Genomic DNA, 14,044 nt, shown 5'->3' with positions numbered 1-14,044 from the left:
TCCTTTGATCACGCAGCATGAGAGCAGAACGACCCGCCGCAACGGCTGCTCCCAGCGCGACGAGCGATCAAAGCAAGTCTCGACATCCTGCTTATCAGGGACAGCGGCCGATCAGCCCGCCACGCGTCCCCGCACCGCATGGGCGCGGCCCTGCACCACCAATTCCCCGGAGCGGCGCGACCCTTGGGCACTCTTGCGGATCTGTTCGACCTGTTCAGGGCCGAGCTTGGAAAGCACCTGCCCAATGCCGGGCGATGATGCGGCTGTCAGCCAATATGCATCGAAGGAAGGGAACGCCCGGCTAGCCGTGATTTCGCGTGTTTCCACATCAACAAGGCCGGCATCTGTCCACAGGCGTTTGAGTTCGTCCAGCCGTGCCACCTCCGGGTGTGGTGGCAGCAAGGGCCCAACACCGGCATCAATCAGGGCGACATGGACATCCTCATAGGGAAAGCCGCCACCCTCGAGGTCCCATGCGTAAGCCGCAACGGAGCCACCACCGCGAACGACGCGCCGCATTTCAGCAACCCCGCGCGCAGGTTCTGGAACAAAGAAGAGGACGAGCGCCATGATCGCAACATCGAAGGCGCCATCAGGATAAGGAAGGTCCAACGCCGAACCCAAGGTGTAATTGGCAAGGCCCGCCTGATGCCGCTTCCTGGCATAGGCCAGTTGCGCGTCAGAGGGATCGATCGCTTCGACCAAAGCTGGCTTTGCCTTGCCGACAATTAGTTCAGTCGAGGCGCCATTCCCGCAGCCAACATCCGCCCATTTGGCGCCTGTCGATATGTTGAGCCAATCGAGGAACGGAGCGCCCACCAGCGCGCTCCAGACTCCCATCATGGATTCGTAGCTCTCACCGTCTTGAAACCGCATCGCTTCAGCCATTTCTTCCTCCTCCAGGTCAGGCATATCAGCGTTCACTAAGGATGCTTGATTGGGGCCAAATAGGCGCGCAAAGCTGGCTTGAAGGCCCGCACACGCCGAGGCTGGACGACCTTCACATCCGCAGCAGGCATGAAGACCACAATAGGCCTTTCCGAGCCTCAATATCCAGTGACGGCTCGAACTTCTGGCTCAACAGACCGAGACAGTGATGGCTTTCAGCCAGCACCGGGATGCCATTGTCAAACAACCGACACTTGTTCGCCCCGGACGCTCACCCCGTCAGGCGACTTGGGGGTGGAAATTGGATTGTCGGCTTTCAGCGAGTTGAGCAGCTTATTCCGCCAGATGTACAGGCTTCACAGCATCTACTATCAACGAAACAAAGCCAATTTTGTCCGGAGAGTTGCGATGATCGCTCAACAGCGATCGGTATATTGGGCCGGTCGACCTATCCCATTGATTGTAGTGAAACCGCCCAGACTCGTCGCAAAATTCCAGCAGATCGACAGAGAACCCTGCCGAGAGCAATACGTCGGATAGCGTCCGGTAGTTGAAGACTATTTTGTGACCGGCAGCGGGGTGGTCGCTGGGACCCGGTCCACCAATTTTGACTGTCATCTGATAGCCCTCATCCGGGAAATATCCGTCAGGAACGGCTACGCGCAAAAAGCCGCCGGGCTTGATGAAGTCGAAACAAATACTGGCTGCATCGCGCGCCTCTTGCTCCGAAAGATGTTCAAATACGTGCTCGCACAGAAGCGCGTCTGCTCGATTGAGGCCAAACCAACGTTCCCAAGTGGAGCGGCGTAGTAGGTCTAGCTGATCGCGATGCGTGGCGATCCATCCATCCCACGCTTGATCTCCAGCTCCGATGATTACTCGTAGTTCAGACATCGACCCTCCGCTACGCGTTAAGACTGGGCTCGCAGAAATAGCAGCAGCTATTAGGATTAAGCAATCGGCCTTGAAACGACCGCAACGGGGTCGGCACCTGCCACCCTCACCCTTGATCCTTCCCCACAAGGGGGAGGGAGGCATTGAACACCGGCAGATCGGCCCTTCTTCACCCTCCCCCTTGAGGGGAGGGAAGCGAGATAGGACTTAGCGTCAGCTAAGTCCGTTGAATCGAGCAGGCTGGGGGTTCCGGGCTCTGAGCGCCTTGAGACGACAAGCCATCCACAATCTTCTCCCCGCACCCAAAACCTCCCGCATAATCCCTGTCATCACTCCCGCGCGGACGGACTGCAGCGAACTTTGCGGGAGGAGCTGGTTGGGTGCTGGGTCGCTCCAGGGCCTGCCTGCTCGTTGGGCCACCTTGCGACGAGCGATCAATAGGGGCCACGACAGCAGGAGAAACCCAGCGTCCCGAGGCGGCGACGTCTCTATTACTTAGTTTTACCGAGACGCACGTGCCTCGGGACACGTCCATTGCACAACCGGAGGCCCTGCGGCCAACCGGCTTCGAGCCATGCCTGCCGCGCACATCGCACCAATGGTGATGCGAGCGAACAAGGCCCGGATGGCGGCAGCATTTCATCCTCACCGCCACACTCCCACCACGCGCGCAAATCACCTATATGTCGGATCAAAGCCAGCGAGTTGCCCGTGACTGAATTTTTCCGCATAGAGCGCCCCACCTTCGACCCGGCCAGTGGCGAGGCCGTTCTTGCCTATAGGCTGAACGATCTTGCCTTCACCGAAAAGCTGGTCCTGCCCGCAGGTGCCAGCGAGAGCGCGGCTGCCTCGCCCGCCTTCGAAAAGCTGCTCGGCCTCACCGCGATCGTACTCGGTGTGTCCTATTTCAAGCTGCGCGCGCCCTTCGCCATCCAGGCACCCGATATTGCGCTGACCGCCGCCGAGCGCGCCTTCGTCATCGATGTCTATGAAAATGGCCTGGGCGAATTCTACGCCCGCAATGAACTCGCCCGCTTCGGTAAGCTCGAGCTGACCGCCCCGCATGACCCAACAGAGCGCAAGCCCGCCCCGGACCTGCCCAGCCGAACCCTGCTGCCTATTGGCGGGGGCAAGGATTCCCTGGTCAGCGTTGATCTGCTGACCCATACCGATGAGGCCTTCACGCCCTTTGCGGTCAATCCCAAGGGGCCGATCCTCACCTCGGTCGACGCCATCGGCACGCCGCCGCTTTATGTCACCCGGACCCTCGACCCCGAAATGATCCGCCTCGGGCAGGAGACCGGCTATTACAATGGCCACGTGCCCTCCACCGCCATCAATTCGATGATCGCATCCCTCTGCGCCCTGCTGTTTGGCTACGACCAGATCGTGCTTTCCAATGAGCGCTCCGCCAGCGAGGGCAATGTCATGTTCGACGGGCGCGAGACCAATCACCAATATTCCAAGTCGCTCGGTTTCGAACTGCTGATCGCCGATACTCTGGCCAATGCCACAGGGGGCGCGTTGAAATATTTCTCGCTGCTGCGCCCCTATTCGGAAGCGCGCATCGCCTCGCTCTTCACCAAGGAGCATAAGTTCGATGCCGTCTTTTCGAGCTGCAATCGCAATTTCCGGCTCAATGGCAATGACGGCCCGCTCTGGTGCGGCGAATGCCCTAAATGCCATTTCGTGTTCCTGATTTTCGCCCCCTTCATGGCCAAGGACCGGATGCTGCGGATCTTCGGCCGCAACCTGCTCGACGATCCGGCCCATGAGCAATCCTTCCGCGAACTGGCCGGCCTCACCGGCCAGAAGCCCTGGGAATGCGTCGGTGAAATTCTTGAGGCCGCCGCCTGCTTCTACACCCTCACCCGCCATGCCGACTGGCATGAGGACGCCATTGTGCGCGCCATCAAGGCGGATCTGTTTGCCCAATATGGCGAGGAAAAGCTGCAGAGGGCCATGGCCGAATGCCTGACCGATAGCCACGACCACCACATTCCCCCGGCGCTCGCCGCCAAGGTGGCCGCCTATGCGGTTTGACGAACCCGTCCTGCTCTATGGAGCCGGGCGCGAGGCGCTGTCCTCGCGGGCTTTTCTCAAGGCACGGCAACCCCAACTCAAGGTCTATGTCACGGTCGATAGCGGCACCGCCGATATCCCCGATACCGAGCTGATAGCCGCCGCCGACTTGCCCGCCGCCATCGCCGCGCGCCGCTTTGGCCTCATCATCAAGAGCCCGGGCGTGTCGCGCTACAAGCCCATCTTCGAGGCGGCGCGCAATGCGGCCATTCCGGTCACCTCCAACCTCAATCTCTGGGGCGCCAGTTTCCGGCATGACCGCACGGTCATTGCCATTACCGGCACCAAGGGCAAGTCGACCACCGCCACGCTGACCCATCTCATGCTCACCCGCTCGGGCATCGATGCGGGCCTGGCGGGCAATGTGGGCCTGGCCCCGCTCGAAATCGCCGACCGCCACGCCGTCGTGGTCTTTGAACTCTCGAGCTACCAGACCGCCGACATGAATTTTATGCCCGACGTGGCGGCGCTGACCAATCTTTATCCCGAACATGTCGATTGGCACGGCTCGGTGGAGCGCTATTACGCCGACAAGCTCCATCTGATCGACCGCGATGGCGGCTTCGCCGTGGCGCTGGGCACCGCAGCCAAGGGCAATGCCCTTGTGGCGCGCGCCGTGCGCGATCACCGCCGCCTCCTGCCCGACCTCACCGCCGAGGTCAGTATCGCCGTCGAAAACGCCGTGGCCCGGTCGCGCCTGCGCGGCGCGCACAATCTCGACAATGCCCTGCTCGCCGCCCAGATTACCCTGGGCGTTGGCGGCTCGCTCGATGGCATCATGCAGGGCATCGCGGCCTTTCGCCCCCTGCCCCATCGCCTCGAGGAGCATCGCATTGGCGATCATGTCGTCGTCAACGACTCCATCTCCACCACGCCTGAGGCGACCAAGGCCGCTCTCGCCGCCTATCCCGGCCACCGCATTGCCCTGATTGCTGGCGGGCACGAGCGGGAACAGGACTATACCGAACTGGCCGGCCTGTTGGCCTCACGCGGTGTCACCACGCTTGTCACCCTGCCGGTGACTGGCTCGCGCCTGGCCAAGGCCACCCGCTCCGTCAGCCCCGACATTCTGGTCATCGAGGCGCCGGACCTCGATCACGCGATCAGCGCTCTCGCCGTCCAAAAGCTTCGTTTTGACACGCTGATCCTCTCGCCCGGCGCGCCCTCCTACAATCAGTTCAGGAATTTCGAGGAACGCGGCGCCCATTTCGTCGAACTCTGCCGCGCCCGGCTGGGCCATGCCGGCTCATCTGGCGGCTGGCGCCCGCCTCAATAGGGGGAATTTAGCGAGCTTTCCGGCACTCCGGCCTGCCGCAGGCCCGTCGCGATCCGCTCGATCAGCGCAAGATCGGTGGCCCGCTCCCGCATCCGCGACAGGATCCCGGCCTGGCGGAATGACGGCACTTCCAGAACCCGCGGCAGTTTCTGGTCGACCAGGCCCGCATCATCTGTCCCCTGCGCCGCCAGCAATGCGAGAACGCTCCCCAGCTCCACATCGCTGCGCGCGCACCGCTCGGCATAGGACAACGCCCGGCGATACTCGGCCTCGTACAGCGCGGCCATTGATGGCACGCAGAAGTACCAATCCGGGATCTGGGTCTGCGGCACCGATTCCATCGCCCGTCTCGCTGCCGGAATCGCCGCATCCAGACGCCCGATCAGCGCCAGATGCCGCGCATGGGCCGCCATGGCATCCATATTGGACGGGTTGATCTGCAGCGCAGTGCCATAGGCCGCTTCCGCAATATCATGCAGGCCGAGCATCTCATCGAGCCGCGCCCGCTGCTCCCAGACAAAGCTGCTGGTCGGATCGGAAAGCACCGCCCGGTCCATAAGTTCATCGGCTTCGGCCAGCCGCTCATCCAGCGTCAGCAGGGCGTTGTCACCTTCGCCCACGCCCTCGGCAATCAGACTGGCCAACCCGGCGATCACATTGCCATTGTTGCGCTCACTCTCCGGCAACCCCGCAATACAGGAGCGAACCCGTTCGGCCAGCCCAACCGATCCCGATGTGCGGTACATGCTGAACAGCACACCGCACAGATAGAAATTCTCCCGCCCCGCAATACTGCCCTGGCTCAGCAATTCCCTGGCCCGATCATGCAGCGGTCCACGCGTTCCACCCAGCAGCAGGATCAACTCCTGCGAGATCGCATCAACACCACCCCTGCGCGTCAATTGATCGTGCGGAACCGAAATCGACCAGTTCCAGACAATCGAGTTTGTTGCCAGCTCGGTCAGTATCGCCCCGACTTGATAGTTCTGCGGCGAGAGGGGATCGTCACGCACAATTCCAGTCAGCGAGAAATCCTCCGTACCCCCGCCACCAGACCGGCTGCCCAGAGAAACATCCACGATCAGCAAGGGCTCGAAATCGGTCACCAACTCAATGGCGAGAGCTGAAATGGTCGGGGTAATGCTGCTGTCCCCGGTCAGGTTCTGAAATTCCATGACCCGTAGGCGCGGCGGCTGCAGGGTGCCGCTGACCACAACCGTCTGCTCGCGCCGCGTGTCGACCGTGGAGAGGGAATAGGCCAGCGCCGCTGCGCCAACGGCCAGCATAAGGAGAACAAACCATGATACTGTGACATGCCCGCGCGGTGCCGGCGCTTTGGCTGCTTGGGTAGGATCTTCTTCTCTCGCCGGCGCTGTCGAGCTCGCATCGGAGCCCTCAGTCGCCGCCTCGAACGAGACTGTCCTCTCTGCCGTGACAAATTCCGGGACGTAGCGACCAATCGGCAACTGGATCTGAATCTCGTCATCGGCTCCAGGGCCGCGATAGTACTGGTCGAGCAGGGATCGCAGACGTCTCGCCTGCACCCGAACAATCGGGTCTGCCTGCGGGTCGAAGTCGGATGGGCGGCCAAAAACGTCAACGGCTATGGCATAAGCCTTGATCGCTTGCCCCTCGCCGGCCAATTGCCGTTCAACGATATATGACAGGAATCGGACCAGTTGTGGCGAACGCGCGATCTCGGGCCAGTTAAGCAAGCGGGCCAGCGCCCGATTTACCCCCTGCCGGTCCGGATTCTCCGCCAACGCACAAAACCTCCCGTGCCACCTCGGTTATTTTGACGCGCTTTACATGTAAAACACAAGGGCGGCTTACCCCTGTTTTACCCGATTTTGCCTCCCTGAGATGGCCGACATCAAGCATACGCCCCTCCGTCGACGTCACTATCTCGACATGTTTACCAGGCGGTCAGGCCCCGCCAGACCAGTTCTACAAATCGAATAAACCACCTGCCCGAAGTTCCTTGGCGGCCCTCGGACAGCGTTGGCGCTTTGTTGCGTAACACCCACTTTGCGGCGGGGAAGAGGTGACTTTTGAACGTTGTATCCGACGATATGCCTTTCATCGCGTTGATTGATGATGACGGACATTCTGCGCATCTGCTGACCCGTATGCTCGTGGCACATGGGGCGCCGCAGGTCCGGCATGTCGGCTCGGCCGAGGCAGGGGAGACGTTCCTAATCGAGTGCCTGTCCGACGTCGATCGCGAATGGCCAGGCCTGGTGATCGTGGATCTTAAGGCTCATAGCGGGGCAAATCTGGAGTTTGTGACCCGCCATCAGGCTCTGCTGCGGCAAAAGGGTATTCCCCTTGCCGTTATGATGCAGACCACCGACCGGGTCGGCCGTCAGGCCCTGCAGGAAGCAGGCGCCGCGGCAGTGTTTTTTCGGCAAGCCGAACTCGAAGCCTATCGGCGCGAGGCGGCCGCCATAGTCAGTTTCTGGGCGCGCAATCAGCGCCTGGATGCGGTTGGCATGTGACTCCTGCGTCCACAGGTTACATGCCTATAGGCGGAGAGTGATGCTGCGCGCGGGTCCCTGGACCGGCATGCATTCCCAAGTATCCTCTCCGCCGACCTCAAAGGTTGGCGGTCTGCACCACCGCTAACCCTCACGCGCGGTCCCTGCCTTTTGTGGACCCGACGCATGGGCGCGGATGTGGCACCTCCCGGTCACATCCGTACGGGGGGAGAAGCAAATAGCCCGAGGCGCATGTCCCTCAGCGCCAGACGGCTCGCCTGTTGCTTCTCCCCGCGGCCCTCTTCAGTCTCAATCCGGCTTGGGTTCGTTGCCCCGCACGATATGATGCGCGAAGGCGCGCAGTGCGGCCATGACGATGACAGCCAACAACGCCACCCCAGCAGCGATCAGGTAGTACCCAAGCGAGGTTGCAACCCCTACTGCCCCGGCCAACCACATGCCGGCCCCGGTCGTGAGCCCCTGGACTCCGGCGCCACTGCGAAAAATCGCGCCTGCCCCGAGGAAAGCGATGCCGGCCGTCACCGCTTCCACGGCACGGATCGGATCGGGATTAGTCTGGCTGGCGCCCTGTATGGTGTGGAATATCTCGAAGGCCAGAATGGTGAAAAGCGCCGCCGCGACCGAAACCAGGATATGCGTTCGCAAACCTGCCTCGGCCGTATTGATCTCCCGCTCAAAACCGATGAGCGCCCCGAGAATGGCTGCAATGACCAAGCGGATCGCGATGATATGAGCAGGAAGATGGCTGTCCACCCAACCAATTGAAGTGCCGATATCCATGAGACCCCGTCCGGATTTGTGACGCTTGTGTCACAACACCTTGAGTGTGCGGCGGTTCCCAGACAAAAGCGTGGAAGCTATGACGCCGTTCTAGCTGGCCGGGGTCGGCGCCGGCTGCATCATGCCCAGTACCAAGTAGACAATGGCGAATAGCACAACGATACCGATCAGCGAGACGACCAGCACGCGCAGGTTCATCTTGCGGGGGTTGGCCTGACGCACTTCGGTGGTGTTCTTGTCCGGATCATAGGTTTCCATGTGACGCTCCTGTGCTTGTTCGATCTGGACCAACGAACGCCGGCCAATGCGGTTCCTTACTCGCTCCTCACAGGGACTTGACGGCGCCTGCCGTGAGGTCGACTTTTCAGCATGAACAACAATGAGAACAAGACCATGACCAGCCCCGCCCTGCTCACCCATATGATCATGGCCGGACAGGGCAAGGCGCCGGCGGACCTGGTCATCCGCAATATCGGCCTGCTCGACGTCATCACCGGCGCGGTAACCACAACCGATATTGCGATCGTCGCCGACCGCATCGTAGGCACCCATGCCTCCTACGAGGGCGAGCAAGTAATCGACGGCACCGGACGGTTTGCCGTGCCCGGCTTCATCGACACCCATCTGCACATCGAATCCTCGCTCGTGACGCCGCTGGAATTCGACCGCTGCGTGCTGCCCCATGGCGTGACCACGGTGCTGTGCGACCCGCATGAAATCGCCAATGTGTTGGGCGCCGAGGGCATTCGCTATTTTCTCGACAGCGCCGAGCGCACCATCATGGATGTCCGCGTCAATCTCTCGTCCTGCGTGCCGGCAACCCCGTTCGAAACGGCGGGCGCACAGCTCGAAGCCGACGACCTCCTGCCCTTCCGCAATCACCCCAAGGTCTTGGGCCTGGCCGAGATGATGAATTTCCCCGGCGTGCTTAACGCCAATCCGAGCATCATCGCCAAGCTTGTCGCCTTTCAGGACGGCCATATTGACGGCCACGCACCCCTGGTGCTGGGCGAGGCGCTCAATGGCTATCTCGCCGCAGGCATTCGCACTGACCACGAGGCCACCAGCGCCGCTGAAGCACGAGAAAAGCTTGCCAAGGGCATGGCCATTCTTATCCGCGAGGGGTCAGTGTCGAAGGACCTCAATGCGCTGGCCGAAATCCTCGACGAAAACAGCTCAAGCTTCGTGGCCCTGTGCACAGATGACCGCAATCCGCTCGATATTGCCGAAGAGGGCCATCTGGACAGCTCGATCCGTCGCCTCATCGCCATGGGACGCCCGCTGCACCATGTTTACCGCGCCGCCAGCCATTCTGCCGCCCGCATTTTTGGCCTGAAGGATCGCGGCCTGGTGGCGCCGGGTTGGCGTGCCGACATTGCCATTCTCGACAGCCTTGAAGACTGTCGCGTCTCCAACGTCATCGCGGCCGGCCGCCTGGTGACGCCCGAATTATTCGAAACGCGGGGGGATGTCGCGCCGGTCGGGCTCCACTCCGTCAAGGCAAAGCCGGTCACGCCAGACGCCTTCATCACCGAACCCCGGGCGGGCCAGAACCGCGTACCGGTCATTGGCGTTCGCCCAGGTCTCATTCTGACCTTCCGGGAGGAGGCCAGCCTCGCCTCGACCGATCAAGGACTGCAGCCCGATCTCGATGCCGATGTGATCAAGGTTGCCGTCATCGAGCGCCACGGCAAGAACGGCAATATCGGCCGCGCCTTCGTTACCGGCTTTGGTCTCAAGCGCGGCGCCATTGCCTCTTCGGTCGGGCATGACAGCCACAATATCACTGTGGTCGGCGCCACCGATGCGGACATGGCCATTGCGGTCAACCGGCTGATCGAGCTGGGGGGCGGCTTCGTTGTCTCGGATGGCGGCAAGGTGACGGCGGAATTGGCGCTGCCCATCGCAGGCTTGATGAGTCTCAAGAGCTTCGAGGACGTTGCCGAAGATTTGCATCTCCTGCGCAACGCCGCCAAGGCGCTCGACTGCGTGCTACCCGAGCCCTTCCTGCAAGTTGCCTTTCTCGCCCTCCCGGTGATCCCGCATCTCAAAATGACCGATCGGGGGCTTTTCGACGTCGACAAGTTCGACTTTGTGAGTTGATGCGGTGAGCCTTTCATCCCTCTACCTGGCCTGGGTAGAAGACCTGCCGCCACGGCTCAATGGCGTGCGCAAGCGGCGCGGTCTTCCCCTCGTCATGGATGATGGCGTGATCCTCAAGACCGACCACTATGCCCCCGACACCCCGGGGCTGCACCCGACAATCCTGATGCGGCTGCCTTATGGCCGGCGCGGTTTTGGCGGCATTGCCGAAGCCTATGCCGAACGCGGCTTTCACGTGGTCATCCAGGCCTGCCGTGGCACGGAAAAATCGGGCGGCGACTTCGACCCTTTCGCCAATGAGCGCGCGGACGGACTGGCGACGCTCAACTGGATCAAGCAGCAAGACTGGTTCGATGGTCGCATCGGTCTGACCGGTCCCAGCTATCTGGGCTACGCACAATGGGCTATCAGTGATGCATTGCCCCCCACCGCTGCCATGGCCACCAAGGTGACGACCGCAGACTTTCGTCCTGTTGTCTTTCCCTCTGGCGCCTTCCACCTCAGTCTCTGGCTGAGTTGGCTTCAGGTGATCGAAGGTCTGCGCAACAACCCGCTAGCCACGGCGGCACGCATGTTTTCGGGCGACATAGAGCGCCGTACGGATAAGGCCGCCGCCGCCTTGCCATTGAACGAGGCCGACAAAGTCGCCGTCCGCCACAAGGTGGCGTTCTGGCGCTATTGGTTCGACCATGCCATCGGCAACGACGCTTTCTGGACCGAACTGGATCACCGCCACCGCCTGACCGAGAAGACGCCACCGGTGCACTTCATCTCGGGGTGGTACGACTTCATGCTTGATCCCCTCCTGGCCGACTATCAGAAGCTGGTTTCCCTCGGCCACAAACCCTATTTGACCATTGGCACGTGGTTCCACGTGGCCGAGGAACTGCAACGCGACAATCTGCGTGAAACGCTGACCTGGATGCGAACATGGCTGATGGGCGACAGCTCGGATCTGCGACAGCGACCGGTACGCATTCACATATCGGGGCTGGACGAGTGGCATGAATTCGATGCTTACCCGCCGGGTCAATCCCACCCCTCCAACTGGCATGTCTCGGGCGAAGGAAAGCTCAGTCAATCCAGCCAGCGCGCCACGGGCATGGACCGCTATCACTATGATCCCGCGGACCCGACGCCCAATCTGGGCGGCGCAATCTTTGCCTTTACCGGTGCCGGAGCCGTTGACAACGCACCCCTTGAGGCCCGCCCAGATGTTCTGACCTATACCAGCGGTGTCCTCACAAGGGCTTTGACCATTATCGGTCAGTGCACAGTCACGCTCGAAGCCCGCGCGCGGGTGCCACATGCCGACTTCTTCGTGCGGCTCAACGATGTGGACCCGAACGGCATCTCCAGAAACATCTGTGACGGCTTCATCCGGGTAACGCCTGATACGCCGCAGCTATCCAATGGGTGCTGGCGCCTGACCATCCCCCTGCATGCTACCGCACACAGTTTCCGAGCAGGCCACCGCCTACGCTTGCTCATCGCCTCAGGCGCGCATCCGCGCTTCGCACGCAATCTTGGGTCGGATGAACCGATCAACACGGCGACCACCATGGTCGACAATACCATCGAAGTCGTCCGATCCTCGCTCAGCATTACATTACCCGGTTATGAACTGGACTGAGTTTGCGGCCGGCAAACATCGCCCTAAGGCCCGCCGGTCATACTAACAATCTGAAAACGCAAGAGAATAACGCGGCGACCCGCGATCGCCTCTCGTCATGCTGGATAGACCAGATTGCCCATTGCATATTTAGTTATTCTACATAACAATTTGCCGTGCAGCTTGATGCTCAATGGAGGAGATGAGATGCGACTGCAATGGAAGAGCGCCGTGGCTATGGGCACGGTGGTGATTGCGACTGGCTGGGCTGGATCGGCTCATGCCCAAGCGCTGAATTGCGCAGACCTGACCAGCCATGATTTCGGCATTGACGACCTTGTCATTGCCTCCGCGGTGGCCGAACCGGTCGGCGAGGGGGCGCCCGTTGCCCACTGCCTGGTTCGTGGCCATGTCGGCGAACGCATCGGCATTGACGGGCAGACCTACAAGGTCAGCTTTGAGTTGCGCCTTCCCGACGACTGGAATGGACGCTTCGTGCACCAGTTCAATGGCGGCAATGACGGCTCGGTTGTACCTGCAATGGGCAATATTTTCACGTCCGACCCGGCAGACACAGCCCTGGCGCGCAACTACGCTGTCGTTTCCAGCGACGCCGGCCATGATGGCGGCGCCAATCCGGAGGCCGGACTTGCCGGGGGTGCCCGCTTCGGCTTCGATCCTGAAGCCCGCAGCGACTACGGCTATGCCGCAGTCCTCAAACTCAATCCTGTCGCGACCGAGCTGGTCGAAGCCTATTATGGCGAAGGCATCGCCTATAGCTATGGCGTTGGTGGCTCCAATGGCGGGCGCCACGCCCTGGTGCAGGCAACGCGCTCCCCTGAGGCCTTCGACGGCATCCTTGCCGCCTATCCCGGCTTCAACCTGCCCAAGGCCGCCATTCAGCACGCCTGGGATGTGCAGAGCTTCAAACCCATTACGGGAGATGTCCGCACCGCATTCAGCCAGGAAGACCTGACACTGGTTGCCGATGCGGTCCTGGCGGCCTGCGATGGACTGGATGGTCTGGAAGACGGCATCATTGCCGACTACCCTGCCTGCCAGGACGCTTTCGATGTCACCACGCTAACCTGCGACGTCGAAGGTGCCAATGCCTGTCTCGTCCCGGCACAGGTAGAGGCGCTGCAGCGTATCCATGCCGGCCCGACCAATTCGGCAGGTGAACCGCTCTACAGTGATTGGGCCTGGGACCGCGGCATTGCCAGTGGCGACTGGCGCTTCTGGAAGCTTGAAAGTGGCATCCCGCCCTGGGATGGCATGCCCCTGATCGCCACCATGGGCGCCGCGTCCCTAGCGCAGATCTTCTCCAACCCGCCGGTGGAAATCGAAGGCACGCCGGCCGCGCTGGAGCAATATCTTCTCGACTTCGATTTCGACGCCGACATCAGCGTGAACGCAACCGACGTGACCTTTGCCGAGTCCCCCATGGAGTTCATGACGCCGACAGATGTGGATAATCCCGAACTCGCCGGGTTCCGAGATGCCGGTGGCAAGATGATTGTCTTTCACGGCATCAGTGACCCGGTCTTCTCGGCGCTCGACACCATCGACTGGTATGAAGAGCTCGACGCCAATAATGGCGGCAACGCCGAGGATTTCGCTTTGCTCTACCCCATACCGGGCATGACCCACGGCACCGGCAGCCCGGCCGCCGACAAGTTCGACGCTTTTACCGAGCTGGTCGAATGGGTCGAGAACGGTGAGCAGCCAACCCATCTGGTGGCGACGGCAACACCGGACAATCCCTATGTGCCTGAGTTGATCGGCGTCACCCGCAAACTGTGCCCTTACCCCGCCATCGCGCGCTATCAGGGTGGCGACGAAGCCAGCCACGAAAGCTTCGCCTGCGAATAAGAAGCAAAGAGCCCGCCGGAAGGCGGGCTCTAGACCGGC

At 61.4% G+C, this 14,044-nt stretch carries 11 protein-coding genes; 6 read left to right on the top strand and 5 right to left on the bottom strand.

Translation table 11 applies throughout. The features are described from left to right. Positions 1 to 111: 111 nt before the first annotated feature. Positions 112 to 888 (bottom strand): class I SAM-dependent methyltransferase, encoded by a 777-nt coding sequence (locus DDE76_RS03250; RefSeq protein ID WP_157955639.1) that lies wholly within the window; start codon positions 886 to 888, stop codon positions 112 to 114. Positions 889 to 1,221: 333 nt separating this feature from the next. Further along, positions 1,222 to 1,782: a class I SAM-dependent methyltransferase gene (locus tag DDE76_RS03245; RefSeq protein ID WP_104893592.1), complete on the bottom strand. Its 561-nt coding sequence runs from the start codon at positions 1,780 to 1,782 to the stop codon at positions 1,222 to 1,224. A 711-nt stretch (positions 1,783 to 2,493) separates the two neighbouring features. On the opposite strand from DDE76_RS03245, the gene DDE76_RS03240 reads away from it, so the two are divergent. Beyond that, entirely contained in the window at positions 2,494 to 3,825 is a 1,332-nt protein-coding gene (locus tag DDE76_RS03240) for a MurL-like N-terminal domain-containing (protein ID WP_157955638.1), read from the top strand. Then, entirely contained in the window at positions 3,815 to 5,140 is a 1,326-nt protein-coding gene (murD, locus tag DDE76_RS03235) for a UDP-N-acetylmuramoyl-L-alanine--D-glutamate ligase (RefSeq protein ID WP_104893590.1), read from the top strand. Before DDE76_RS03240 ends, murD begins: the two co-directional genes overlap by 11 nt. Here murD and DDE76_RS03230 read toward each other — a convergent pair. Continuing rightward, positions 5,134 to 6,903, bottom strand: coding sequence for a tetratricopeptide repeat protein (locus DDE76_RS03230; protein ID WP_104893589.1), 1,770 nt, complete (start codon positions 6,901 to 6,903; stop codon positions 5,134 to 5,136). The genes murD and DDE76_RS03230 overlap by 7 nt on opposite strands. Before the next feature lie 288 nt (positions 6,904 to 7,191). Here DDE76_RS03230 and DDE76_RS03225 point away from each other — a divergent pair, with 288 nt between their 5' ends. After that, entirely contained in the window at positions 7,192 to 7,638 is a 447-nt protein-coding gene (locus DDE76_RS03225) for a response regulator (RefSeq protein ID WP_157955637.1), read from the top strand. A 288-nt stretch (positions 7,639 to 7,926) separates the two neighbouring features. Here the strand turns inward: DDE76_RS03225 and DDE76_RS03220 are convergent, their stop codons facing one another. After that, positions 7,927 to 8,418 carry an MgtC/SapB family protein gene (locus DDE76_RS03220; protein WP_104893587.1) on the bottom strand — a complete coding sequence of 164 codons (492 nt, stop codon included), beginning with the start codon at positions 8,416 to 8,418 and terminating at the stop codon, positions 7,927 to 7,929. A gap of 90 nt (positions 8,419 to 8,508) precedes the next feature. Next, positions 8,509 to 8,676 (bottom strand): hypothetical protein, encoded by a 168-nt coding sequence (locus tag DDE76_RS03215; RefSeq protein ID WP_157290390.1) that lies wholly within the window; start codon positions 8,674 to 8,676, stop codon positions 8,509 to 8,511. A gap of 135 nt (positions 8,677 to 8,811) precedes the next feature. Between DDE76_RS03215 and ade the strand changes: the two genes are divergently transcribed. The 3 genes from ade to DDE76_RS03200 all read left to right on the top strand — a co-directional run bounded on the left by ade (position 8,812) and on the right by DDE76_RS03200 (position 14,005). Next, complete coding sequence (ade, locus tag DDE76_RS03210) at positions 8,812 to 10,521, top strand: adenine deaminase (protein WP_104894951.1); 1,710 nt, start codon at positions 8,812 to 8,814, stop codon at positions 10,519 to 10,521. 4 nt (positions 10,522 to 10,525) lie between these two features. Continuing rightward, the gene (locus DDE76_RS03205) at positions 10,526 to 12,154 is read left to right on the top strand and encodes a CocE/NonD family hydrolase (RefSeq protein WP_104893585.1); all 1,629 of its coding nucleotides are present in this window, start codon (positions 10,526 to 10,528) and stop codon (positions 12,152 to 12,154) included. 186 nt (positions 12,155 to 12,340) lie between these two features. Beyond that, entirely contained in the window at positions 12,341 to 14,005 is a 1,665-nt protein-coding gene (locus DDE76_RS03200) for a tannase/feruloyl esterase family alpha/beta hydrolase (RefSeq protein WP_198650822.1), read from the top strand. Positions 14,006 to 14,044: the final 39 nt, after the last annotated feature.

The organism is Devosia indica, from assembly GCF_003056405.1.
Taxonomy (GTDB): Bacteria; Pseudomonadota; Alphaproteobacteria; order Rhizobiales; family Devosiaceae; genus Devosia; species Devosia indica.
The sequence above is the reverse complement of the archived record's forward strand: the minus strand, read 5'-3'. Positions and strand labels throughout refer to the sequence as shown.

Coding starts and splice junctions, on each gene's coding strand:
- DDE76_RS03200 (WP_198650822.1), top strand. CDS start 12,341: ATGCGACTGCAATGGAAGAGCGCCGTGGCTATGGGCACGGTGGTGATT.
- DDE76_RS03245 (WP_104893592.1), bottom strand. CDS start 1,782: ATGTCTGAACTACGAGTAATCATCGGAGCTGGAGATCAAGCGTGGGAT.
- murD (WP_104893590.1), top strand. CDS start 3,815: ATGCGGTTTGACGAACCCGTCCTGCTCTATGGAGCCGGGCGCGAGGCG.
- DDE76_RS03250 (WP_157955639.1), bottom strand. CDS start 888: ATGGCTGAAGCGATGCGGTTTCAAGACGGTGAGAGCTACGAATCCATG.
- DDE76_RS03220 (WP_104893587.1), bottom strand. CDS start 8,418: ATGGATATCGGCACTTCAATTGGTTGGGTGGACAGCCATCTTCCTGCT.
- ade (WP_104894951.1), top strand. CDS start 8,812: ATGACCAGCCCCGCCCTGCTCACCCATATGATCATGGCCGGACAGGGC.
- DDE76_RS03215 (WP_157290390.1), bottom strand. CDS start 8,676: ATGGAAACCTATGATCCGGACAAGAACACCACCGAAGTGCGTCAGGCC.